The 22,513-nt window shown below is 60.4% G+C and carries 21 protein-coding genes and 1 tRNA gene; 6 read left to right on the top strand and 16 right to left on the bottom strand.

Annotated elements, in window-relative coordinates:
* Nucleotides 1-53: 53 nt before the first annotated feature.
* The 7 genes from secA to FMF02_RS13360 form a co-directional block, all read right to left on the bottom strand.
* On the bottom strand, nt 54-3,347 hold the full coding sequence (gene secA / locus FMF02_RS13390) for a preprotein translocase subunit SecA (protein WP_141413490.1): 3,294 nt from the start codon (nt 3,345-3,347) through the stop codon (nt 54-56).
* A 264-nt stretch (nt 3,348-3,611) separates the two neighbouring features.
* Nucleotides 3,612-4,445: a nitroreductase family protein gene (locus FMF02_RS13385; protein ID WP_141413489.1), complete on the bottom strand. Its 834-nt coding sequence runs from the start codon at nt 4,443-4,445 to the stop codon at nt 3,612-3,614.
* Between the two features lie 4 nt (nt 4,446-4,449).
* On the bottom strand, nt 4,450-5,433 hold the full coding sequence (locus FMF02_RS13380; RefSeq protein ID WP_141413488.1) for a DUF2851 family protein: 984 nt from the start codon (nt 5,431-5,433) through the stop codon (nt 4,450-4,452).
* A 4-nt stretch (nt 5,434-5,437) separates the two neighbouring features.
* Complete coding sequence (locus FMF02_RS13375) at nt 5,438-5,758, bottom strand: metal-sulfur cluster assembly factor (protein ID WP_019129306.1); 321 nt, start codon at nt 5,756-5,758, stop codon at nt 5,438-5,440.
* A 52-nt stretch (nt 5,759-5,810) separates the two neighbouring features.
* Complete coding sequence (locus FMF02_RS13370; protein ID WP_019129307.1) at nt 5,811-6,236, bottom strand: SufE family protein; 426 nt, start codon at nt 6,234-6,236, stop codon at nt 5,811-5,813.
* A 12-nt stretch (nt 6,237-6,248) separates the two neighbouring features.
* On the bottom strand, nt 6,249-7,868 hold the full coding sequence (locus FMF02_RS13365) for an alkaline phosphatase family protein (RefSeq protein WP_141413487.1): 1,620 nt from the start codon (nt 7,866-7,868) through the stop codon (nt 6,249-6,251).
* Nucleotides 7,869-7,892: 24 nt separating this feature from the next.
* Nucleotides 7,893-8,864, bottom strand: a complete 972-nt coding sequence (locus FMF02_RS13360) for a GSCFA domain-containing protein (protein ID WP_141413486.1) — start codon at nt 8,862-8,864, stop codon at nt 7,893-7,895.
* A 497-nt stretch (nt 8,865-9,361) separates the two neighbouring features.
* On the opposite strand from FMF02_RS13360, the gene ispE reads away from it, so the two are divergent.
* Nucleotides 9,362-10,180, top strand: a complete 819-nt coding sequence (ispE, locus tag FMF02_RS13355) for a 4-(cytidine 5'-diphospho)-2-C-methyl-D-erythritol kinase (RefSeq protein ID WP_141413485.1) — start codon at nt 9,362-9,364, stop codon at nt 10,178-10,180.
* Between the two features lie 70 nt (nt 10,181-10,250).
* On the opposite strand, the gene FMF02_RS13350 is transcribed toward ispE, so the two are convergent.
* Entirely contained in the window at nt 10,251-10,697 is a 447-nt protein-coding gene (locus FMF02_RS13350; RefSeq protein ID WP_141413484.1) for an RpiB/LacA/LacB family sugar-phosphate isomerase, read from the bottom strand.
* A gap of 366 nt (nt 10,698-11,063) precedes the next feature.
* Between FMF02_RS13350 and FMF02_RS13345 the strand changes: the two genes are divergently transcribed.
* Nucleotides 11,064-11,402: a YbaN family protein gene (locus tag FMF02_RS13345; protein WP_141413675.1), complete on the top strand. Its 339-nt coding sequence runs from the start codon at nt 11,064-11,066 to the stop codon at nt 11,400-11,402.
* A gap of 68 nt (nt 11,403-11,470) precedes the next feature.
* Here FMF02_RS13345 and FMF02_RS13340 read toward each other — a convergent pair whose 3' ends face one another.
* Both FMF02_RS13340 and typA read right to left on the bottom strand, forming a co-directional pair.
* Complete coding sequence (locus FMF02_RS13340) at nt 11,471-11,785, bottom strand: hypothetical protein (protein WP_019129313.1); 315 nt, start codon at nt 11,783-11,785, stop codon at nt 11,471-11,473.
* Between the two features lie 12 nt (nt 11,786-11,797).
* A complete protein-coding gene (gene typA / locus FMF02_RS13335; RefSeq protein ID WP_141413483.1) occupies nt 11,798-13,600 on the bottom strand; it encodes a translational GTPase TypA in 1,803 nt (600 codons plus the stop codon).
* Between the two features lie 96 nt (nt 13,601-13,696).
* On the opposite strand from typA, the gene aroB reads away from it, so the two are divergent.
* Both aroB and bla read left to right on the top strand, forming a co-directional pair.
* Nucleotides 13,697-14,719, top strand: a complete 1,023-nt coding sequence (aroB, locus tag FMF02_RS13330) for a 3-dehydroquinate synthase (RefSeq protein ID WP_141413482.1) — start codon at nt 13,697-13,699, stop codon at nt 14,717-14,719.
* 15 nt (nt 14,720-14,734) lie between these two features.
* On the top strand, nt 14,735-15,619 hold the full coding sequence (gene bla / locus FMF02_RS13325) for a class A beta-lactamase (RefSeq protein ID WP_141413481.1): 885 nt from the start codon (nt 14,735-14,737) through the stop codon (nt 15,617-15,619).
* 57 nt (nt 15,620-15,676) lie between these two features.
* Here bla and FMF02_RS13320 read toward each other — a convergent pair whose 3' ends face one another.
* From FMF02_RS13320 to FMF02_RS13300, 5 genes are all read right to left on the bottom strand, one after another.
* Nucleotides 15,677-16,915, bottom strand: a complete 1,239-nt coding sequence (locus tag FMF02_RS13320) for a malic enzyme-like NAD(P)-binding protein (protein WP_141413480.1) — start codon at nt 16,913-16,915, stop codon at nt 15,677-15,679.
* Nucleotides 16,916-17,015: 100 nt separating this feature from the next.
* Nucleotides 17,016-17,654 carry a hypothetical protein gene (locus FMF02_RS13315; protein ID WP_141413479.1) on the bottom strand — a complete coding sequence of 213 codons (639 nt, stop codon included), beginning with the start codon at nt 17,652-17,654 and terminating at the stop codon, nt 17,016-17,018.
* A gap of 452 nt (nt 17,655-18,106) precedes the next feature.
* Nucleotides 18,107-19,111 carry a Holliday junction branch migration DNA helicase RuvB gene (gene ruvB / locus FMF02_RS13310; protein WP_141413478.1) on the bottom strand — a complete coding sequence of 335 codons (1,005 nt, stop codon included), beginning with the start codon at nt 19,109-19,111 and terminating at the stop codon, nt 18,107-18,109.
* Nucleotides 19,112-19,204: 93 nt separating this feature from the next.
* Nucleotides 19,205-19,426 carry a hypothetical protein gene (locus FMF02_RS13305; protein WP_141413477.1) on the bottom strand — a complete coding sequence of 74 codons (222 nt, stop codon included), beginning with the start codon at nt 19,424-19,426 and terminating at the stop codon, nt 19,205-19,207.
* A 23-nt stretch (nt 19,427-19,449) separates the two neighbouring features.
* Entirely contained in the window at nt 19,450-20,163 is a 714-nt protein-coding gene (locus FMF02_RS13300) for a NigD1/NigD2 family lipoprotein (protein WP_141413476.1), read from the bottom strand.
* A 147-nt stretch (nt 20,164-20,310) separates the two neighbouring features.
* Between FMF02_RS13300 and FMF02_RS13295 the strand changes: the two genes are divergently transcribed.
* Both FMF02_RS13295 and FMF02_RS13290 read left to right on the top strand, forming a co-directional pair.
* Complete coding sequence (locus FMF02_RS13295; protein ID WP_026074683.1) at nt 20,311-20,856, top strand: RNA polymerase sigma factor; 546 nt, start codon at nt 20,311-20,313, stop codon at nt 20,854-20,856.
* A complete protein-coding gene (locus FMF02_RS13290; protein ID WP_141413475.1) occupies nt 20,853-22,127 on the top strand; it encodes an outer membrane beta-barrel protein in 1,275 nt (424 codons plus the stop codon). The genes FMF02_RS13295 and FMF02_RS13290 overlap by 4 nt, the downstream gene beginning before the upstream one ends.
* A gap of 264 nt (nt 22,128-22,391) precedes the next feature.
* On the opposite strand, the gene FMF02_RS13285 is transcribed toward FMF02_RS13290, so the two are convergent.
* Nucleotides 22,392-22,463 (bottom strand) — tRNA-Arg (locus FMF02_RS13285).
* Between the last annotated feature and the right edge of the window lie 50 nt (nt 22,464-22,513).

The raw sequence follows: 22,513 nt of genomic DNA, 5'->3' as shown, positions 1-22,513 counted from the left end.
CGAAGAGGTTAAAGGCGTTTTCCGTCTTTAACCTCTTCGCAATCGGGTGCGGTTTAAAGTCCTCTTCCGTGGCAGTTCTTGAATTTCTTGCCCGATCCGCAGGGGCAGGGGTCGTTGCGGCCGACCTTCTTTTCGACGTGGATCGGAGCCGTGGGGCCGCGTTCGCCCTGACCGGCCTGCGCAGCGGCCTGCATCCGCGAGGCCTGCAATTTGTTGACGTCGACCTTGGCGCGTTCCTGACGTTCGCGCTGCACGGCTTCGGCGTTTTGCTCGCGGACGGGAATGTAGGCCTTGTTGAGCGTGGAGAGTACGTCGCGGTTGATCTTTTCGAGCATCTTCGAGAAGAGTCCGAACGATTCGAACTTGTAGATCAGCAGCGGGTCCTTCTGCTCGTAGGTGGCGTTCTGAACGCTCTGGCGCAGGTCGTCCATTTCGCGCAGGTGCTCGCGCCATGCGTCGTCGATGGTGGTGAACATCACCACCTTCGAGAAGACGCGGAAGATTTCGGCACCGTCCGTCTCCTTGCAGCGCAGCAGGTTGACCGGAACGTTGTAGCCCAGGTGCCCGTCCGTGATCGGGAAGTAGATGTTGCTGTCGAGCTGATCCTTGCGGTCTTCGTAGATGCGTTCCATGACGGGGCGCACCGTATCGGCGATGAGCTTGGCACGGCGTGCGTAGGCGGCTTTCAGATCGGCGACGATCAGCTCCACCTGTTCGTCGTGCTTGGCCTTGGCGAAGGTCTCGGCATCGAACGTGGGTTGGATGGCCGCTTCGTGGATCATTTCGTAGGTGAGATCTTCGAACTCGGCGCCTTCGTGCGCTTGCAGGAACGCTTCGGCGAAGTCGTACATGATGTTGTTCAGGTCGATTTCGATGCGTTCGCCGTAGAGGGCGTGGCGGCGGCGCGTGTAGATCACCTCGCGCTGCGAGTTCATCACGTCGTCGTATTCGAGCAGCCGCTTGCGGATGCCGAAGTTGTTCTCCTCGACCTTCTTCTGCGCGCGTTCGATCGCCTTGGTCATCATGCCGGCCTGAATCACCTCACCCTCTTTGAGGCCCATGCGGTCCATCCATGTGGCGATACGGCCCGAGCCGAACAGACGCATCAGGTCGTCTTCGAGCGAGACGAAGAACTGCGACGAACCCGGATCGCCCTGTCGGCCGGCGCGGCCGCGCAGCTGGCGGTCGACGCGACGGCTTTCGTGGCGCTCGGTGCCGATAATCGCAAGACCGCCGGCCGCCTTCACTTCGGGCGACAGCTTGATGTCGGTACCGCGGCCCGCCATGTTGGTGGCGATGGTCACCTGTCCCGTACGGCCGGCTTCGGCCACGATCTGCGCTTCCAGCTGGTGCTGCTTGGCGTTCAGGACGTTGTGTTTGATCCCGCGCAGTTTGAGCATACGGCTCAGCAACTCCGAAATCTCGACCGACGTCGTACCGACGAGTACCGGACGGCCCGCTTCGACCAGCCGCACGATTTCGTCGATCACGGCGTTGTATTTCTCGCGCTTGGTCTTGTAGATCAGATCTTCGCGGTCGTCGCGCAGGATCGGTTTGTTGGTCGGGATGACCACGACGTCGAGCTTGTAGATGCTCCAGAACTCCGAAGCCTCCGTCTCGGCCGTACCGGTCATACCGGCCAGCTTGTGATACATGCGGAAATAGTTCTGCAAGGTGATCGTGGCGAAGGTCTGCGTCGCCGCTTCGACCTTCACGCGCTCCTTGGCTTCGATGGCCTGGTGCAGGCCGTCCGAATAGCGGCGGCCGTCGAGAATACGGCCCGTCTGCTCGTCGACGATCTTCACCTTGTTGTCCATCACGACGTATTCGATGTCCTTCTCGAACATGGCGTAGGCTTTGAGCAGCTGGTGCACCGTGTGCACACGCTCCGATTTGACAGCGTAGTCGTTGATGAGCGCGTCGCGCTTCTGCGCCTTCTCCTCGACTGTCCCTTCGCCCTTTTCGATCTCGGCCACTTCGGCGCCGATGTCGGGCATCACGAAGAATCCGTCTTCATTGAAGTATTTCGACAGCGCCTCGTGTCCCTTGTCGGTCAGCTCCACCGAGTTGAGCTTCTCGTCGATGACGAAGAAGAGGTCGTCGGTGATTTCGGGCATACGGCGGTTGTTGTCCTGCATGTAGATGTTCTCGGTCTTCTGCATCTGCGCCTTGATGCCCTGCTCCGAGAGGAACTTGATGAGCGGCTTGTACTTGGGCAGACCTTTGTGGGCGCGGTACAGCTTGATGCCGCCCTCTTCCGTCTTGCCGTCGGCCATCAGCTGCTTGGCCTCGGCCACGAGTCCCGTCACCAGATTCTTTTGGAGATTGTAGAGATTCTCGATGGCGGGGCGGTACTGCTCGTAGAGCTGGTCGTCGCCCTTGGGGACGGGACCGGAGATGATCAGCGGCGTGCGGGCGTCGTCGATGAGCACCGAGTCGACCTCGTCGACGATGGCGTAGTGATGCTTGCGCTGCACGAGGTCTTTGGGCGACGAGGCCATGTTGTCGCGCAGATAGTCGAAGCCGTATTCGTTGTTCGTGCCGAAGGTGATGTCGGCCATGTAGGCTTGCCGCCGGGCGGCGGAATTGGGCTGCGTATCGTCGATGCAGGCCACCGACAGTCCGTGGAATTCGTACATCGGGCCCATCCATTCGGAGTCGCGCTTGGCCAGGTAGTTGTTGACCGTCACCATGTGCACGCCCTTGCGTGCCAGTGCGTTGAGGAATACGGGGAGCGTCGCCACGAGGGTCTTTCCTTCGCCCGTGGCCATCTCGGCGATCTTGCCCTTGTGGAGCACCACGCCGCCGAAGAGCTGCACGTCGTAGTGCACCATGTCCCATTTGACGTCGTTGCCGCCCGCGAGCCAGTGGGTGGCGTAGACGGCCTTGTCGCCGTCGATCGTGACGAAATCCTTCGAGGCGGCCAGCTGCCGGTCGAAATCGTTGGCCGTGACCGTGACCGTTTCGTTCTCGGCGAAACGACGCGCCGTATCCTTCATGATGGCGAACGCTTCGGGCAGGATTTCGTCGAGCTTTTGTTCGATCTTCTCGTCGATGCGTTTGGTGATCTCGTCGATCTCCTTCGAAATCTTCTCTTTCTCTTCGAGTGCGGTTTCGGCGCGTTCCAGCTGCGCTTTTAGGGTGACGATGCGCTCCTCGTCGGGGGCGATGAAATCGGCGATCTGCTTCATCAGCGCCTGGCTCCGGCCGCGGAGTTCGTCGTTCGAAAGTGCGGCGATGGAGGGGTAGACCTCCTTGATTTTGTTGACATAGGGTTCGATGGCCTTGCGGTCTTTGTCCGCCTTCGAACCGAACAGGAGTTTGATTATACCGGTTACAATATCCATACGGATGAGTCTGTTTTATTGATTTTCGATCTTAGAACAACAAAGATAATATAAAAATGCGAGATTGAGAAAAAAACGGGATCGGATTGGCGAACAGTCGGTTTTGAAATGCCGCTCCGGCGCTTTTCCCCGTTTGCCGCAGCATATCGGGCGGGACAGGCTCGGGGCCTTCCCGGTCGGAACGCCTGCGGCTGCATCCGTGCGGCCGTTCAGGGAGTCGGTTGCGCCGTTGTTTGAAAATGAGAGGATTGCATGGCCTGGCCGTCACCTCTCCGTGTATTTCGAATAGCGGAACGCGGGTATGCCCAGCGCCATGATCGCCTGCGGGCGGCCCGTTATGCCGGCGATCCGTGCGAACGCATTTTTCCTGCCCATGCGGGCGGCCGTGAGGACGAATCCCATGTAAATCTGGCTCACGCCCAGCGACTCGGCCATCAGCGATGCGTTCTGGTAGGCCAGATTCGCATCCTCGCATCCGAATCGGTTGGAAGCGGGCGTATGGATGATGAGCAGGGCAGTCGCCCTGCGTAAGATCGGGTCATTGCCGGCTTCGTGTTCGCGTTCGATCTCGGCGAAGCGCGCGGCATAACGGTAGAGGTCGGGACGCAAAGGTTTGAGCAACGTCCGTACCACCGGATGCAGCAGTTTGCGTGCCGTCGAGGCGAAGACGCCGACGGTGAAGTCGGCGATGCGGCGCAGTTGTTCGGGCTCGGTGACGAGCGTGAAGGAGACCTGCCGGGAGTTCGAGGCCGTGGGGGCGTAGCGTGCCGCTTCGACGATCCGTTGCAGGGCTTCGTCGGGTATGGGGCGCGGCGTCAGCGCGCGGTTCGAGCGCCGCGAGCGGATCAGCTCCAAAACCTGCTCCGGTGCGGGTAGACGGCTGGTATCGACGGTGTGTACGCGCTGCGGCGGGAAGTCGCTGTGGATCACCGAACCGGTGGGACACACGTCGACGCAGTGCCCGCAGCCGATACAGCGGTCGGTCCGTACGGCTTCGATCCCTTTTCCGTCCGTGCTGCGCACCATGATTCCGGCGGGGCATACCTGCACGCATTTTCCGCAGGCGATGCAACTTTTGTTTTCGATTCGTAGGGTCATAACGTCAATGTCGGCTGAGGGATTCGTCGGCGGGGACGGACTGTCTGAGCGCTGCCAGCCGGCGGCGACCCACCGGACACTCCGCGCAGCGGCGCCGGTCGCAGTATTCGGTGGCCAGTTGCAGCAATGCCTGCGACTGGAAGGCGTTGGCCGGATGCAGATCGTAGAGACGCCAGCGGCGCATGAAGCGGTTCTCCTCGGCGGGAATGGCTTCGAGCAGCGCGAAGGCCCGCTCGCGCAGCCGCTCGTTGCCGTTGTAGGCACCGTAGGCGTACTGGATCAGGGAGACGAGGTTGATGCCCAACAGGTCGGACTTCATCCTCCCGATGCGCTTGGGCAGCTCGCGAGTGGGTGTCGCCGGAATGTAGTGGGTGTACCAGTAGTCGGAAGCTTCGGCCGAAAAAAGGCGGCGCACCTCCTCGGCCGTGCGGCATTCGACGAGGCGGTCGATCAGGAAATCGTTCGATGCGAGGAACGCCGCCAACTGGGCGATGCGCAACAGCGGGTGGTTGGCCGGCCGGATGTCGCGGAGATTCCATTCGGCGCCCGTCATCGGTGCGATTTCGTATTTGCGGGAGAAGTAGTCGAAATCCTGTTTCAGTGAACGGGTGTAGGTGTCGTCGCGGTAGTTGTCCAGCAATCCCGAAGCGCCGATAAGCATCGCCTCGACGGCATGCAGCGAGGCTCGTTCGCGCAGCACCATGCGGTAGCTTACACGCCGCGCCAGCGTGAGGAATGCGTCGCGGTTGGTCACGTCGCCGATCGTGCGGAACAGCAGGACGTAGAAGGTCTGGTTCCAGTTACTGTCGCTCTCGGCGAAGAGTTCGCGCACGACGTCGTACTTGCGTTCGAGCCGGTCGTAGGCCAGCCGCGTGTAGAGGTCGTTGCGGTGCAGCGCGTCGAGGCGCACGATATACCCGCCGCAGGCGTAAGTCGCGGCTCCGGCCAGCAGCCGGTGTTCGGCACGTCGCAGCTCCTCGTCCGTCATGGCCTTACAGCAGGTTGAGTTCGAGCAGCGCCTCTTCGGACATCATGCTTTTGTCCCATACGGGGTCGAACGTGAGGATGACGTTGACCTCTCTGACCCCGTCGACCTTGGCTACCTGCCGATTGACGTCCTCGACGAGTTGTTCGGCCATCGGGCAGTTGGGCGCCGTGAGCGTCATGCGGATGTTGGCTGCGCCGTCGGGCGTATAGTCGATTTCGTAGATCAGCCCCAGGTCGTAGATGTTGACGGGGATTTCGGGGTCGTAAATGGTTTTGAGCGTAAGGACGATGTCCTTTTCGACTTTGAGTATCTCTTCGGGAGTCATTGCTTTGCAGTGTTTATGGGTGAAGAACGGAAAACCGGCCGTCGTCCGAGGCTCAGCGCTTCATTTCCGACTCCTTTTCGAACGCCAGCGCGTAGAGCCGCATCTGGTTGAGCATGGCCAGCAGCCCGTTCGACCGTGTGGGCGAGAGGTTCTCCTTCAACCCGATCGCGTCGATGAAGTAGAGGTCGGTTGCGAGAATCTCCTGCGGCGTGCGGCCGTTGAGTACGCGGATGAGCAGCGCGATGATGCCCTTGGTGATGATGGCATCGCTGTCGGCCGTATAGTAGACCTTGCCCCCTTCGAGCCGTGCGTCGATCCAGACCCGCGACTGACAGCCGTTGATGAGGTAGCGGTCGGTGCGGTGCGCCGCGTCGATCGGAGGCAGCGCGTCGCTCAGTTCGATCAGATAGTCGTATTTGTCGAGCCAGTCGTCGAAGACTGAGAACTCGCCGATGATTTCGTCCTGAATCTTATCCATTGGTTGAATCTTCTATTTTCTGAATTCTTCCAAAACCGTGCCCTCCGAAGCGGCCGGCTCCGGAATGTCGAGCAGGTAGGCCAGCGTCGGGGCGACGGAGGTCATGTCGACGCTGCGTCCCACTCTGCGGGCGGGGATGCCGCCGCCGTAGAGGACGAGCGGCACGGTAGTGTCGTAGCCGTACATCGATCCCGATTTCGACCGCACGTCCGGCCGCTCCTCGATGCAACCGGGCATGAGGTTGACCACCACGTCGCCCGAACGGCGGGGATAGAAGCTGTTCTGCATCTTCTCGCCGTAGCCGCTGCCGAAGTAGCTCGACCGCATGGCCGTCGACGACAGCGCGTGCGACACGCCGCGGAACTGCATGGCGAAGGTCGCCGCCTCGTTCTGGATGGCTGCCAGGTCGAGCCCCTTGTTGTAGATGAGCGTATGGTTGAGGTAGAGGTTGTTGTCTTCGTAGTCGACGACCCACTCCCCGGGCCCGTGCTGGGCGCAGAGGAAACTGTTGACGATCACCTGGAACTGAGCGGCGTTGAAGCGGTCGCGTTCGACGATGCCGGCGTCGTACGACGGACTGGTGCCGTGGTCGGAGGTGAGTACCACGACCACCTCTTCGGGCGCGATCTGCGCGTAGAGGTAGTTCAGGAACTGCGCCAGCTCCTCGTCGAGCCGGTAGTACATGTCTTCCACCTCGATCGATTCGGGGCCGTAGCTCTCGGCGATGCGGCGCGGGGCATCCAGGCAGATGTTCAGCAGATCGGGTGCGGTGTCCTTGCCCAGCCGCATCTGCGTGAGCAGCTGCTTGGCGAAAGCCAGCGTGACTGCGTTGCCCGAGGGCGTGTAGAGCATCCGTTCGATGCCGGAGGGGACGTTCGGTGCAGGCTTTTCGGGCTCGACCGACGTCAGACGGTGGCGTTTGCGGCGCAGGTGTTCGGGTTTGTTGAGGTCGATGACCGTGCTCTGCGAGTTGCGGTAGCGCTCGCGGGGGTATTTCAGTTCCCACGCGAAGGGAATGTATCCCAGAATCTCGCGGCTGAGGTTGTATTTTCGGGCCCACACAGGCAGCGTTTCGGCATAGAACGACGAGGTGATCCAGTTGGCGCGCGGGGCGTCCATCCAGAATACGTTGCGCGTGTACCCGCCTGCCACGACGGCCGATGCGGGGTCGAGCGCCACGGTGGCGACGAGGCTCTTGGGCGAGCTCTGTTGGAGGCTTTCGCCCAGCGTCGGGGCCACCAGATTGCGGGGCGAACAGTCGCCGATGCCGGCGTCGCAGTCGATGCCCATCGCTGAGCGGTCCTTGATGAGTTCCACGACGTTGTTGTTCACGTAATCGATCCACCGCTCGGCGACGATGCCGTGTACCGAAGGGTTGGCTCCCGTGGTGAGCGTGGCGAGCGAAACGGGGGTCGAGGTATGCAGGTAGTCGTAATGGCTCTCGGGATAGAAGGTGCCGCCGCGTACGAGCCGCAGGAAACCCTCGTCGGAGAAGTTGTCGGCGTAGCGGTTCAGGTCTTCGGCGCGCATCGAACTGACGACGATCTGTACGACCAGCCGCGGCGGTTCGGCCGCCGTCGTGCGGAGTGTCGCGGACAGAGCGAGAAAGGGGAGGAAATAGCGGAGTTTCATCATAGCATCTATTGAACGGCAAATTTAGGAATTAATTTCGATTCGGCTGCGAAAAAATGCCGTTTCTTCGGTGAAATCCACTCCCGGCAGCCGTTCGATGGCTTCCAGCTGGCGGCGGCAGAAGGCGCGGTAGGCCTCCGACGCGGGGTGCAGCGGCCGGTGCCGTGCTGCGGCCGTTATCTCGGCGATGCGGGGCAGCAGCGCCCGTGCGTCGGGCGTGAGCAGCGCCTCGCAGAAACGTTCCCAGACGTAGGCGACCGCCTGCGGCGAGGGATGCGTCAGGTCGTCGGCGTAGAAGCGGTAGTCGCGCAGGTCGTCGCAGAGAATTTCGTAGGCGGGGAAGTAGGCCACCTGCGCATGGCGTTCGCTCAGCTCCTCGGCCGCGAGCCGCAGCACGGCCTTGCTTACGGCGTTGCCCGCCAGTCCGTCGCCCAGATGACGGACGGGGCTGACGGTGAGCAGGATTCGTTTGCCGCTCGATTCGTCCGGCAGAACCGATTCGATCGCCGAGACCACTTCTTCGACCGAAAGTCTGCGACGGCGGAACCGTTCGGCGGGTTGCCGGTGGCAGTTGGCTACTACGTCGCCCGTATCCGTGCGTTCGTAGACCCATGCCGTACCCAGCGTCAGCAGGACGGCCGACGCTTCGTGCAGTGCGCGGGCGCCTTCGGCGACGGCGTCGTCGATGCGCGTCAGTGCTTCGTCCGCCGTGTCGCCTGCCAGCGAACCGTGGAAATCGTAGTGGAACCACCTTCCGTCGGCGTGCTGCAACTCCTCCTTCGCAACGGGGCGTCCGTCGCGGTAACGCCGCAGGGTGCGCACGATCGACAGCGGGTTGAACAGCACGCCCGAAGGATTGACTGCGATGCGGAATTTGGCTTCGGCCATCCGGCGTCCGATCTCCGTGGCGAAGCACGAGCCGAGCGCCAGCAGGCGGTCGTCGTAGGAGAGTTGCCGGTCGTAGGGGAGGATTTCGATTTCGGTACGGAATTTCATAGGGCAAAGATACGAAGCTCCGCAATTAAAAAAGAAAAATTGAGAGTTAAAAAATCAGATTTCGCCATGTCGAACGGAACACAGCGAAGCGTGGGAATCAATCGCTTTTCTTGCGGCGCGGCCGTGCAGATTTGCGGCCTGCTAAACCTCTTACATCCTGTTGAGGTATTGCGGTGCCCGTGGCGCCGCGCGGGCTTCGGGTGCCACCTTTTGGCATCAAGAGGTGGAAAACTGCTGTTCGCAGGAAACGTCCAAAGAGAAGGTTCGGGATTCTTCCATGCTTTTCACGGTGCGACTGGGTGGATCAAAGGCCTGCTAAATCCGATTTTGAAAGATTCGTTCTTCGGGTTAACATGCCGTCCGCGAGTATGGCTGTATAGAGTTCTGTCACGGGTGCGGGAGAGGAGCCTTGAAAACGCGACAGACGGGATGAATTTCGGGGGTGCGGGTTCCGGTGTCGGGAATTTATCGTAATTTTGCCGACAAAATCGCAACGCATGAAATTACGAGCCAACTGCAAGATCAATATCGGGCTGGACGTGCTTCGCCGTCGGGCCGATGGATTCCACGACGTGTCGACGGTAATGGTGCCCGTGAGGGAGTTGTACGACAGGTTGGAGATCGAGCCTGCGATCGAAACCGAACTCGTGCAGCGGGGGTTGCCGGTCGATTGTCCGTCGGAGGACAATATCTGCCTGCGGGCCTGGCGGCTGATGCACGAACGCTACGGTGCGGGGCCCGTACGAATCGTGCTCGACAAGCGTGTGCCCTACGGGGCCGGGCTGGGCGGCGGCTCGGCCGATGCGACGGCGGTCGTGCAGGGGGTCGACGCATTGTTCGGCCTGCGGCTTGCGGAGGCGGAGCTGATCGACTGCGCGGCGGCACTGGGCAGCGATACGGCCTTTTTCGTGCGCAACGCTCCTCAGCTCTGCACGGGCCGCGGCGAGGTGATGCGGCCCGTGAAGCCGGCTTTCGGAGGATATACGCTGCTGATCGTGAAGCCCGATGAGACGGTTTCCACGCGCGAGGCGTATGCAGGCGTGCGGCCTGCGGTACCGGCCGAGTCGCTCGAAGAGTCGATGCGGCTGCCCGTGACCGCCTGGCAGGGGCGAGTGAAGAACGATTTCGAACCGCACGTCTTCGCCGCACATCCGCGGTTGGCGGTGCTCAAAGAGAGTTTGTTGAAGGCGGGCGCCGTTTATGCCGCGATGTCGGGCAGCGGCTCGGCTCTTTTCGGATTGTTCGACGATCCCGTGCGGGCGCAAAACTATACCCCGCCTTTCGACGGGGTATTTCTCCACAGGGAGCGGTTGTAGGGGCCTTGCGGCCGCATCCGTTTCGCAGCGAGTGCCGTAGCGAAGCAAGCTCGATGCCGGGCGGGCCGATCTATTCGCGGCCCTTGACGGGAATCTTGGCGATGCGGCGTTCGTGACGGCCGCCCTCGAACTCGGTAGTGAGGTAGGTCTCGATGAACTCCATCGCTTCGTCGTTGGTGATGAAGCGTGCCGGCAGAACGATGACGTTGGCGTTGTTGTGTTTTTTGACAAGTTCGGCGATCTCCTTGCGCCACACCAGACCGGCGCGGATGCGCTGATGCTTGTTGAGCGTGATGGCCATTCCTTCGCCCGAACCGCAGAGGGCGATGCCGCGCTCGAATTCGCCCTTTTCGATCGCTTCGGCCAGCGGATGCGCGAAATCCGCGTAGTCCACCGCTTCGGGCGAGTCGGTGCCGAAGTCGTAGACATCGTACCCCTTGGTTCCCAGATAACCGATCAGGAACTCCTTCATTTCATAGCCCGCATGGTCGCAGGCGATTCCTATTTTTTTCTCCATACAGCAAGATTAATTTCGTGACGGGTTCGTTTTGGCATGTTTCCGGATACAAAGATAGTGCAAGCCGAGCGCAAAAGCAAACGAAGTTTGCGGTTTTGCCGAGGCGCCGCCTATCTAAGCGGAGGCTCGTCCTCCGCAAAGTCGTGCAAGCCGAGTGTAAAAGCAAACTTGTTTACGGATTTGCCGAGGCGCGCTTTCGCGAATCCGGACGGCAGTTCGTTCCCGGCAAAGATACGAACGAATCGATAAAAGCGTTATTTTTACTGCGTGAAATCTCCGACTGTTCCTCCGCGTGTTCCACGCCCTGCCAAACCTGCGGGCGGCTCCCGCCTCTCGCGGGCGGGCTACATCCTGTTCGGGTGGGCGATGCTCGTGCTGGGTGTCGTCGGGATTTTCGTGCCGCTGCTGCCCACCACGCCGTTTTTGTTGCTGGCGGCGTGGGCCTTCTGCCGCTCTTCACCGCGGTTGTACGACCGGTTGCTGGCACATCCCTGCCTGGGCGCCTACGTCCGCAATTTCAGGGAGTACCGCGCCATTCCGCTGCATGCGAAGATCATCTCCGTCACGTTGATCTGGGCGACGCTGCTCTACTGCATCTTCGGAGTCGTGCGTGCGTGGTGGTGGGCGCAGGCGGGGTTGCTGCTGCTCGCCGTCGGACTCACGTGGCATATTCTCTCCTATGCGACGCTGCGGCGGCCGGAATAGGCGGCTGTCCGGCAAATCGAACGGGCGGAACCTTCCGAAAAAGTTCCGCCCGTTCGATTTCGGTCGTTTCAGAGATAACGCTCCGCCGCCGAGATCAGAAAACCGAAGAGCAGTGCATTGAACACCACGACGGGGATCGCCTTGCGCTCCTTGCCCGAAAAGGCGAAGAGCAGGGGAACGGTCAGCATCATGACGACGGCCATTCCCTGCGCCCACCACGGCAGGTAGGGCAGACGGCCGTGGAAGACGAGGACTGCCGCGAAGAGGTAGACGAAGAAGGCCGAGAAGCACGACCGTGCCGACGACCGCTGGAAGATCATCGGAATGGCGACCAATGCGCCTGCGACGGCGCCGACGGCAAGCGACAGTGTGACGTGATCCATCGCCCTTCCGGATTATTTCGACGCGCGTTTGCGGTCGACCTCGTGCAGCAGAATCTTGCGCAGACGCATGGCATGGGGCGTCACTTCGACGTATTCGTCCTCCTTGATGTATTCGAGCGCTTCTTCCAGCGAGAAGATCTTGGGCGGGGCGATCGACGCCTTGTCGTCCGAACCCGAAGCGCGCATGTTGGTCAGCTGTTTGGCTTTGGTGACGTTGACCGTGATGTCTCCCGCGCGCGTGCTCTCGCCGATGACCTCTCCCTCGTAGACCTGATCCATGGGGGAGATGAAGAAGCGGCCGCGATCCTGCAACTTGTCGATCGAGTAGGCATAGGCTGTACCCGTCTCCGATGCGATGAGCGAGCCGTTGGTGCGCATTTCGATCTCGCCCGTCCAAGGTTCGAAATCTTTGAGCCGGTGTGTCATGATCGCTTCGCCGGCCGTGGCGGTGAGCATGTTCGACCGCAGGCCGATGATCCCGCGCGAGGGGATCGAAAATTCGAGCCGCGTGCGGCCGTTGGCCGATTCCATGTTCGTGAGCGTGCCTTTGCGCTTGGTCGCCAGTTCGATCACCGTGCCGGCCGATTCGTCGGGGCAGTCGACGCTCATCTCTTCGATCGGTTCGCATTTCACCCCGTCGATCTCCTTGACGATCACCTTCGGCTGGCCGACCTGCAACTCGTAGCCTTCGCGGCGCATGGTCTCGATCAGCACCGACAGGTGCAGCACGCCGCGGCCGTAGACGACGAACGAATCGGCGTTCTGTCCCGGTTCGACACGCAGGGCGAGGTTCTTTTCCAATTCGCGGTCGAGCCGCTCCTTGATATGGCGCGAGGTGACGTATTTGCCGTCCTTGCCGAAGAAAGGCGAGTTGTTGATCGTGAAGAGCATCGACATCGTGGGTTCGTCAATCTGGATGGGCGGCAGCGGTTCGGGGTTCTCGTAGTCGCAGATCGTGTCGCCGATCTCGAATCCTTCGATGCCTACCAGTGCGCAGATCTCGCCGCAGGCGACCTCCTCGACCTTCTTTTTGCCCAACCCTTCGAAGATCATCAGATCGCGGATGCGGGTCTTCTGCATCGTCACGCCGTCGCGCTTGGCCAGCGTGACGTTCTGGCCGGTGCGGAGCGAGCCGCGCGTCACCTTGCCCACGGCGATCCGTCCCACGTAGGGCGAATATTCGAGCGAGGTGATGAGCATCTGGGGCGTCCCTTCGACGGTTGCGGGTGCCGGAATCTCGTCGATAATGGCATCGAGCAGCGGGGCGATCGAGTCGGTGCGTTCTGTCCATACGTGCGACATCCAGCCCTGTTTGGCCGAGCCGTAGATCGTCTTGTAGTCGAGCTGCTCCTCGGTGGCGTCGAGCGTGAACATCAGATCGAAAATCTGCTCGTTGACCACTTCGGGGCGGCAGTTGGGTTTGTCGACTTTGTTGATGACCACGATGGGTTTCTTGCCCAGCGCGAGGGCCTTCTGCAACACGAAGCGGGTCTGGGGCATGGTGCCTTCGAAAGCGTCGACGAGCAGCAGCACGCCGTCGCACATGTTGAGCACGCGCTCGACTTCGCCGCCGAAGTCGGCGTGTCCCGGCGTGTCGATGATATTGATTTTGTAGTCCTTATAGATGACCGAAACGTTTTTCGAGAGGATCGTGATGCCGCGCTCGCGTTCCAGGTCGTTGTTGTCCATAATCAGTTCGCCGTTCTGCTGGGCGTTGTCGCGCAGGAGATTTCCTGCAAGGATCATCTTATCGACCAATGTAGTCTTTCCGTGGTCTACATGGGCGATAATCGCAATATTGCGTAGTTTTTGCATATGTTACTCGGGATATTTACGGGGGCAAAGGTAATAAAATCTCAGGAAAATGTGTTACATTTGCTCAGGTATTCATTCAGGTAAATCTGTTCGATGATGAGTTATTCGTTGCAAGTAGCCGGACGCAGCCGCGTCGTGGTGGGGCGCACCGTCGAGGAGCTGCCGCGCCTGCTGCCGCAGGGGCGGGTGATCGTGCTGACGGACCGCAATGTCGCCCGTTGCCGTCCCGAACTGTTCGAGGACTGCGACCCGATCTGCATGGAGCCGGGCGAGGAGCACAAGACGTTGCAGACCGTCGAGGAGGTCTGCCGCGAGCTGATCCGCCGCGGCGCCGACCGCACGACCTTCCTGCTGGGGGTCGGAGGGGGCATCGTGACCGACGTCACGGGCTTCGTGGCATCGGTCTACATGCGCGGCGTTCCGTTCGGGTTCGTCTCGACGACGCTGCTGGGGTGTGTCGATGCGAGCGTCGGCGGCAAGAACGGCGTCAATCTGGACGGGTACAAGAACATGGCGGGCGTTTTCGCCCAGCCGCAATTCGTCGTCTGCGACACGTCGCTCTTCGCGACGCTTCCCCTGCGGGAGATTCGCGCAGGACTGGCCGAGGCGGTCAAGGCGGGGATCATCGGCGACGAACCGCTCTTCGGGCTGATCGAGCGGGCGGGACTCGACGGCCTGTGCGCCGATCCGGAGACCATGGATAAGGTCGTGGTGCACTCCGTGCGGCTCAAAGCCGCGGTCGTGAGCCGCGACGAACGCGAACACGGCGAGCGGCGCAAACTCAATCTGGGCCATACGTTCGGCCATGCCGTCGAGAAATGCTCGCGCGAGATGATCCACGGCGAGGCGGTGGCCGTCGGCATGGCGATCGCCGCACGGCTGGCCGTGAAGCTGGGGCTGCTGGCCCCGGCCGCGTGCGACCGCATCGTGCGGCTGCTTGCGGCGTTGGGCTTCGCGACCGAACCGCCGGTGCCGGCCGAACGGCTGCTCGCGGCCGTGACTAAGGACAAAAAGAGCGAGGGCGATACGATCCGTCTGGTGCTGCCGACCGCAGTCGGTGCCTGCGAGGTGCGGACGATGACCTTCGACGAATTGTCGCGGCTCGTCCGGTCGGTTTGATTCTATTGTGGTCCGATGAAACGATTTTTTCTTCTTTTGCTTTTAGCAGGTGCGGCAGGGACGCTGTGGTTCGTTACACCGCACGGGTTGGAACGCGATCTGTGCCGGGCCGTGCGCGGTGTCGACGCCGAGGTGGGTATCGCCGTCGTGCGCGAGGGCAGGGTGATCGCCTCGGTCGGCGGCGACCGTCCGATGCCGGCGATGAGCACCTTCAAATTTCCGCTGGCGCTGGCCGCAGCGGCGCGGTTGGACTCGCTGGGGCTGCCGCTTTCGGCGCAGTTGGAAGTGACGGGCGACGATCTGTGGCCCGATACGTGGTCGCCGTTGCGCGAGGCGCATCCGGCGGGCGGACGTTTCTCGTTCGGGGAACTGCTGCGTTACACGGTGGCCGAAAGCGACAACTGCGCCTGCGACCGTCTGATCCGCGAGATCGGCGGCATCGGGGCATTGCAGCGTTACGTGGAGGGGCTGCCCGCCGAAGGACTCGATTTCCGGATGACGGAGCGGGAGATGAGCGGGGCGCCGGATGCCCAGCGCCGCAACCGTGCGACGCCGGAGGCGATGGCGCTGCTGTTGGATCGGTTTCGGCACGACAGTCTGTTCGCATCCGAATACCGCGATTTTCTCTGGCAGACGTTGTGCACGACGACCACGGGGATGAATAAACTGCGGGCAGGACTTCCCGACGGGACGACGATCGGGCACAAGACCGGTTCGTCGGATCGGGATGCGCGGGGAGTGAAGATCGCCGACAACGATCTGGGGTATGTCGAGTTGCCCGACGGCAGCGGGTATGCGATCTGCGTCTACGTCGCCGAAACGGCGCTTTCGGACGGGGAGACCGCGGCGCTGATCGCCGAGATTTCACGGCTGGTCTGGCAGCGGTTGTCGGCCGAGTAGGAATTAAGAAAACAAAGACGGGAAGTTCTCCGGAAGGAAGACTTCCCGTCTTTGCGTTTATTCGATGTCGGGACGGCGCTGCGCCACGCCTGATTCGACGGCCGCGCGGGCTACGGCGGGGGCGACGCGGCCGAGCAGGCGCGGGTCCGTCAGTTTCGGGATCAGGTAGTCGGGGCCGAATTCGAGCCGGTCGACGCCGAAGGCGGCAGCCAGCTCCGCAGGAACCTCCTCGCGTGCCAGCTCCGCGAGTGCGTGCGCAGCGGCGAGTTTCATCGTTTCGTTGATCTTGCGGGCGCGGACGTCGAGTGCGCCGCGGAAGATGTAGGGGAATCCCAGCACGTTGTTCACCTGATTGGGGTAGTCTGTACGGCCCGTTGCGACGATCACGTCGGGGCGTGCCGCCTTGGCCTCGTCGTAGGAGATTTCGGGATCGGGATTCGCCAGCGCCATGACCAGCGGGTTGCCGGCCATCGACCGCACCATGTCGGCGTCGAGCACGCCGGCCGTCGAAACGCCCAGGAAGACGTCTGCGCCGACGAGCGCTTCGCGCAGCGTCGTGACCGGCCGGCTGGTCGCGAATTCGCGCTTGACGGGGTTGAGGTCGGTGCGGCGGGTCGTGACTACGCCCCGGCTGTCGCACATCGTGATCTGGTCGCGGCGCGCGCCGAGCGCGAGGAACATCCTTGCACAGGCGATGGCGGCCGCACCGGCGCCGTTGACGACGATCTGCGCCTCGTCGATGCGTTTCCCGCTCAGGTACATCGCGTTGATGAGCGCTGCCGAGGCGATGATCGCCGTTCCGTGCTGGTCGTCGTGCATGACCGGAATGTCCAGCTCCTCGACGAGCCGCCGTTCGATCTCGAAACATTCGGGAGCTTTTATGTCTTCGAGATTGATCCCGCCGAAGGTGGGGGCGATTCGCTTGACGGCGGCGATGAACTCCTCCGGATCGGTCGTATCGATCTCGATGTCGAAGGCGTTGATTCCGGAGAAGTGCTTGAAAAGCATGCATTTGCCCTCCATGACCGGTTTGGCGGCCAGCGGGCCGATGTCGCCCAGTCCCAGTACGGCGGTTCCGTTGGTAATGACCGCCACCAGATTGCCCTTGATCGTATAGTCGTACGCCTTGGCCGGATCGTCGGCGATGGCCAGACACGGCGCCGCCACGCCGGGCGAGTAGGCCAGCGAGAGATCGTACTGGGTGGCGTCGGGTTTCGTCGGCCGGATTTCGATTTTGCCGGGGCCTCCTTCGGCGTGATAGGCGAGCGCTTCCTTCATCAATTCGTTCGTGTCCATAAGCTAAATTTTACCGGTATGTCAAACAATTATCACGCCCGCAAGTTAATAAAAAATATTAGTTTTTAAAATAGATTTATTAAAAATAAAACGATGTTTTTTAAAAATGGAGATGAAGACCCATTGCGATACTGACATATTTTATTCCGGCGTGTCCGTCGAAATCCGCCGTTTCAAGCGCGGAAGAGGTGAAGTAGGAGCTGTAACCGCCGACTTCGGCGCCGATGTCGAGACGTTTCGAAAGGAGGAGCGTCGCACGCACGATGCCGTGCGTACCGAATCCGTCGAGCGAGAACCGTGTGCCTTCCATCCGCTCGAAGTAGTTGACGTAGCCGATGCCGGCGAGTGCCGAGAACATGAACTTGTTTCCGACGCGAAACGAATATCCCGCTTCGGGTGCCGCGTAGTGGGTGCCGATGTTGCACCGTAGGACGCTCGATATTGGCGCTATCGGGTGGGGAATGGAGAGTTCGGCTTTCATGCGAAAGCAGGCGTAGCGGAGTCCGAGCGTGAAACCGCGGGCGAAACAATAGTCGTAGCCTGCGTTGTAGGCGATGCCGGCGGTGCTCCCGTCATAGGGCGCTCCGTCGATCGTGTAGAGATCGCTGACGACGAACCCCGCTCCGGCACTGCCGTAGAACAGGTGGCGGGGAAGGCGGTTCCGCTGTCGGTCGTTCATCCGTCGGATAACCTTGGCAGGATGTTTCGAACGGAGCCGCAGCGGCGGATCGAACCGCATCGTCGCGGAGGTGTCCCTGCCGTCGATGCGGAGCAGGTCGGCGCTCAGGGTATAGGTCGTGCCGTTGGAGGTCGCGGTTTCGTTCTGTTCCGTGACCGAGAGGGCGTCGCCGCCGATGCCGGCGGTCGCGCGGACGGCCAGATCGACTGCTTCCCGATTGCGTTCGTCGGCATTTTCCGAGGAACTCGATATCGTCAGTTCTCCGATTTTGCGCGACGAAGCGGGCCGCGGGAGATCTTCCGTAAAGAGCCTGACGCTGTCGGCGGGAAGCGGGGCGCCCGCCTCGGTAAGAGAGGTGTAGATTCTGGAAGAGCAGCCGCAGAGGATACACGCTACGCCAGACCGGCGATCGTGGAACGAAAGCCGGTCCGAGACGGAAGAGAGGGGTGTAACATATCTGTTTCAGTGTTGGTTTGGTCCAGTTTATGCCGCACTCCGGTCGGGAAATCCCGTCAGAAGAGCGTGTCGCCGAGCGTCGGCGGCGTGAGTCCCAGGTGCCGGAACGCCGTTTCGGTGGCTTCGCGGCCGCGGGGGGTGCGTTTGAGGAACCCCTCCATGATGAGGAACGGTTCGTAGACCTCCTCGATCGTTCCGGCATCTTCGCCCACGGCGGTGGCGATCGTATTCAGCCCGACAGGGCCGCCGTTGAACTTGCCGATGATCGTTTGGAGGATGCGGTTGTCCATCTGGTCCAACCCGCGCGCATCGATGTTGAGTGCTGTGAGTGCCATGCGCGTGATCGCCAAGTCGATGTGCCCCTCGCCCTTGACCATGGCGAAATCGCGCACGCGGCGCAGCAGGGCGTTGACGATACGGGGGGTGCCGCGCGAACGGCGGGCGATTTCGATCGCCGCGTCGTCGTCGATCGAAACGTCGAGAATGCGTGCCGAACGTTTCACGATTCCCGACAGCACCGCGGTGTCGTAGTACTCCAAATGGCACTGGATGCCGAAACGCGCGCGAAGCGGCGAGGTCAGCAGGCCGCTGCGCGTCGTGGCGCCGATGAGCGTGAAGGGCGCCAGTTCGATCTGGATCGAACGGGCGGAAGGACCCTTGTCGAGCACGATGTCGATCTTGTAGTCCTCCATGGCCGAATAGAGATACTCCTCGACAATGGGGCTCAGGCGGTGGATTTCGTCGATGAAGAGCACGTCGCCCGGATTGAGGTTCGTCAGCAGGCCCGCCAGATCGCCCGGCTTGTCCAGAACGGGGCCGGAGGTGACTTTGAGCTGGGAGTGCATCTCGTTGGCGATGATGTTCGCCAGTGTGGTCTTGCCCAGTCCGGGAGGGCCGTGCAGCAATACGTGGTCGAGCGAATCGCCGCGCATGAGGGCCGCCTGGATGAAGATGCGCAGGTTTTCGACGATCTTCTCCTGTCCGGCGAAATTCTGCAACTCCTGCGGGCGGATTTTATTTTCGAATTCGAGATCGCTCTCTATGTTTCGGATCGTAGACATGGTTACAAAGGGTAATCGTATGTTCCGGTATGCCGGTAGTTCCGGTACGGTTTTTCATTTTCCGGTCGCCGCCATTCGCAGCGGCGGCTGCATTTACGGATCCTTCTTTCCCCGCCTGCGGCCTGACTGTAACAGGTTGCGGCTGCCGGTACCCGAAACATGCAATCGTGTTACAAATATACTTATTTTTCGGAAAATCTCCGCATTCGCCGCTTCAAAAAACGCCGTCATCGCCTTGCGGCGATGCGGCGGACTTTTCCCGCAAAAGAAAAAAGGCCTGTCCGCCGCAGCGGACAGACCTTCCGGTTGAATCATTTATTAATTGAGATGGGATGTGTCTATTCCGTGTAATCGATCAGCGCCGTACGCAGATTCCCGTCGAAATCCTTATAGCGGATTTTGAGACCTTTCTTCTGAGTGACGGCCGGATCGTAGGAGTTGAGTTTGAACGAAGCCATGCTGGATCTCGCTACGGGAGTGTCCGATCCCATGTCGTCGGGTTTGTGGCGCAGTTCGAGCAGCGTGTAGTCGGGGTCTTCGGTATCGTCCGCCGAAGCGCTTCGAACCAAGCTGATCTTGTGTTTCTCGCTTCCGGTGACTTTGATCTGGAAGGAGCAGGTGAAGTATCCGGCGCTGATCAGGCAGTCGAATCTGTCCTCGCCGCTGAGTTTCACCAATTCGATCGGCTCGTCGCCGAACTCGGCTTCGTTGGAGTCATTCATCTCTTCGACGTCCTTGGTGAGAATTTCGCTGATGCCGTAGAGCTTGATGTTGTAGTCGTACTGTTGGCTCTTCTCTTCGAGCAGCGAGTAATAGATGAAGGCGCGCTGTCCGTCTTCGGGATTGTAGCCGCCGGTAGGTACGGCGAATTGCGAAGGATAGAGCGTCTGTCCGTTGTCCGCCTTGAAATAGAACGTCCCGCTCAATCCGCCCGGATTGAGGATGGTCACGAGCGCCATGCTGTCGGCGCCCTCTACGTCGGAGTCGTTGCAGGACTGGAGCACGGGCAGCACCGCGACCGCCGCGAGGAGAAATAATTTGAACTTTTTCATGGGTTTAGCTATTTTATTTCTAAATTTGTTCCTTTCTATAAACGCACGAAAGTACGAAATACTGCGTAAAGAGATAAAAAAATATTTTTTTTACGGGGATGCAGTATTCGGGAGAGGACACCATTTATTATATGACGAACGATGAGCATGGAGGAACGGATACTCGCAGAGCGTTGTAAAGCCGGAGATAACGATGCCCGCCGCGAGCTGTATACTCGTTTCGGAGGACGTTTGTTGGGTATCTGCCTGCGTTATGTCGGGGATCGGGCGACGGCCGAGGATCTGCTCCATGACTGTTTTATCAAGGTGTTCGCGGCAATCGACCGTTTTTCATGGCGCGGCGAGGGTTCCTTGAGGGCGTGGATGGAACGGATCGCGGTGAACGTTTCGCTCGAAGCGCTGCGTCAGAAGCGGCGGTTGCACTATCCGACTACGGTCGACCGGCTGCCCGAACGCTATGAAGAGCCGACGTCGGACGAAATGGAGCGGTTGCCCTACGACGATCTGAAACGGTTGATCGCCGAGCTGCCCGACGGATACAGGACTGTTTTCAACCTCTATTGTATCGAGGAGCTCTCCCATAGGGAGATTGCGGAGCGGTTGGGAATCAGTGAGAAAACCTCGTCGTCGCAGCTGTTTCGCGCAAAGGCCTTGTTGGCGCGACGCATTAAGGAGTATGTAAAGGACAAATGAAACGGAATAGGATGGAGCGGGAGGAACGGTGGATTGCAACGGTTCGGGAGAAGTTGAGAGGTGCCGACGAGTCGTTGCCGGAAGGAGGCTGGGAGGCGCTGGAGCGCGACTTGGCCGCTGCCGGCCGGCGGCGCAGGGCTTTCACTCCCGCCTGGAAAAAAATAGCTGCCGTCGCCGCCGTCGTAGCGATTGCCGTATTAATAGGTGAGACTGTCGTAAATCAAGGTGTTGTGGACGGTGATCGACAAACAACGTTCTTTGCCGGAGAACTTACGACGGCGGACGGTCAGCTTTTATATGATGACGAACCGTTGCGGAACGAGGCGCTGACGGCACTCTCCGAAGCCCCGGCGCCGCTGGTAGCGAAGGTTCGGCAGGCTTTGGCCGAAAGTCGGCCGGCTGCGATCGTTGCGGCCGACGGGTCGGTACAGACTCTCTCGGGCGATGCGTTAGCGGAGGTGCGGTCGTCCCGAAGCGAGACGGAAGCCGCAGCACCGTCGGATGCGGAACCCTCTGCGGCCGGGGAAGAAGCGGTAGCCGAGGAGAAAGAGGCGCAACCTGCCGCAAAGGCCGCCGCCTCGCGTTCGTCGGAGCGGACGATCGCCCGCACGCTTCCCGGGGAAGCCGCACGGCGTTCCTTCGAACCGGAGCGGGTGCAGCGGCGGACGTCGGTGGGGCTTTTCGCCGCCGGATTGCCGACGGCGCAGCAGGTGTCGTCGGGGCGGGCGACGCCGTTGGCTTCGGCTTCGCCCTCTCATGTGCTCAGTTCGAGCGGCATTTTCCGAATGAAACGCGGTTACGACGATTATCTTTACCGGCATAAGCAACCGCTCAGTTTCGGCATCTCCGTTCGCAAGGAATTCGGATACGGATTGTCGCTCGAAAGCGGTCTGGTCTATTCGCTGTTGCGTTCGGATGTCAGGGTATCGCAGAATGACGAGTCGTTCTCGCAGACGCTTCACATGCTGGGTATTCCGCTGCGTGTCAACTGGGATTTTCTGTCGCGCGGCGACTGGAAGCTCTATCTGGGTGCCGGCGGAATGGTCGAAAAGTGCCTCTATGCGAAATTCGGCTCCGAGTCCGTCGCCGAAAAGGAGCTGCAATGGTCGTTGACCGCCAACGCGGGTGTGCAGTACGATTTTACGCGGCGGACGGCCCTCTACTTCGAACCGGGCGTCTCCTATTACCTGACGGAAACCGCGTTGCGGACGGCCCGGACGGTTTCGCCGGTCAATTTGTCTTTGCAGTTGGGCGTGCGTCTGACTTATTGAGAAGGTTTCGGTAAAAATAAGTCCGGCGATGTCGAAACATTGCCGGACTTTTCTATTTCGCTCCCGTTTCCGCCTTTCGGAAACATTTGTGCATTTTTTTGTCGGAATTCATTTCCGGTACCGGAAGATCGATAAAACCCTTTTACAATATCAAGTTGCCTAAATTTGCTATTTTTTATTGGAGAATAGAAATTTGTTATTAATTTTGTAGTAAAATATAAGAATGAATCGAAAGGGGTTAGTGACTGAAAATAAGATAAAAAGTAGTCTCGGCGGGAATCGAACCCACATCGTAAGAACCGGAATCTTATATTCTATCCATTGAACTACGAGACCAAATGATGATGCAAAGATGCAAAAAAAATTTGAAATAATGCACGAAAATC

It is taken from the genome of Alistipes communis (genome assembly GCF_006542665.1).
In the GTDB taxonomy this organism is placed as follows: Bacteria; Bacteroidota; Bacteroidia; order Bacteroidales; family Rikenellaceae; genus Alistipes; species Alistipes communis.
The sequence above is the reverse complement of the archived record's forward strand: the minus strand, read 5'-3'. Positions and strand labels throughout refer to the sequence as shown.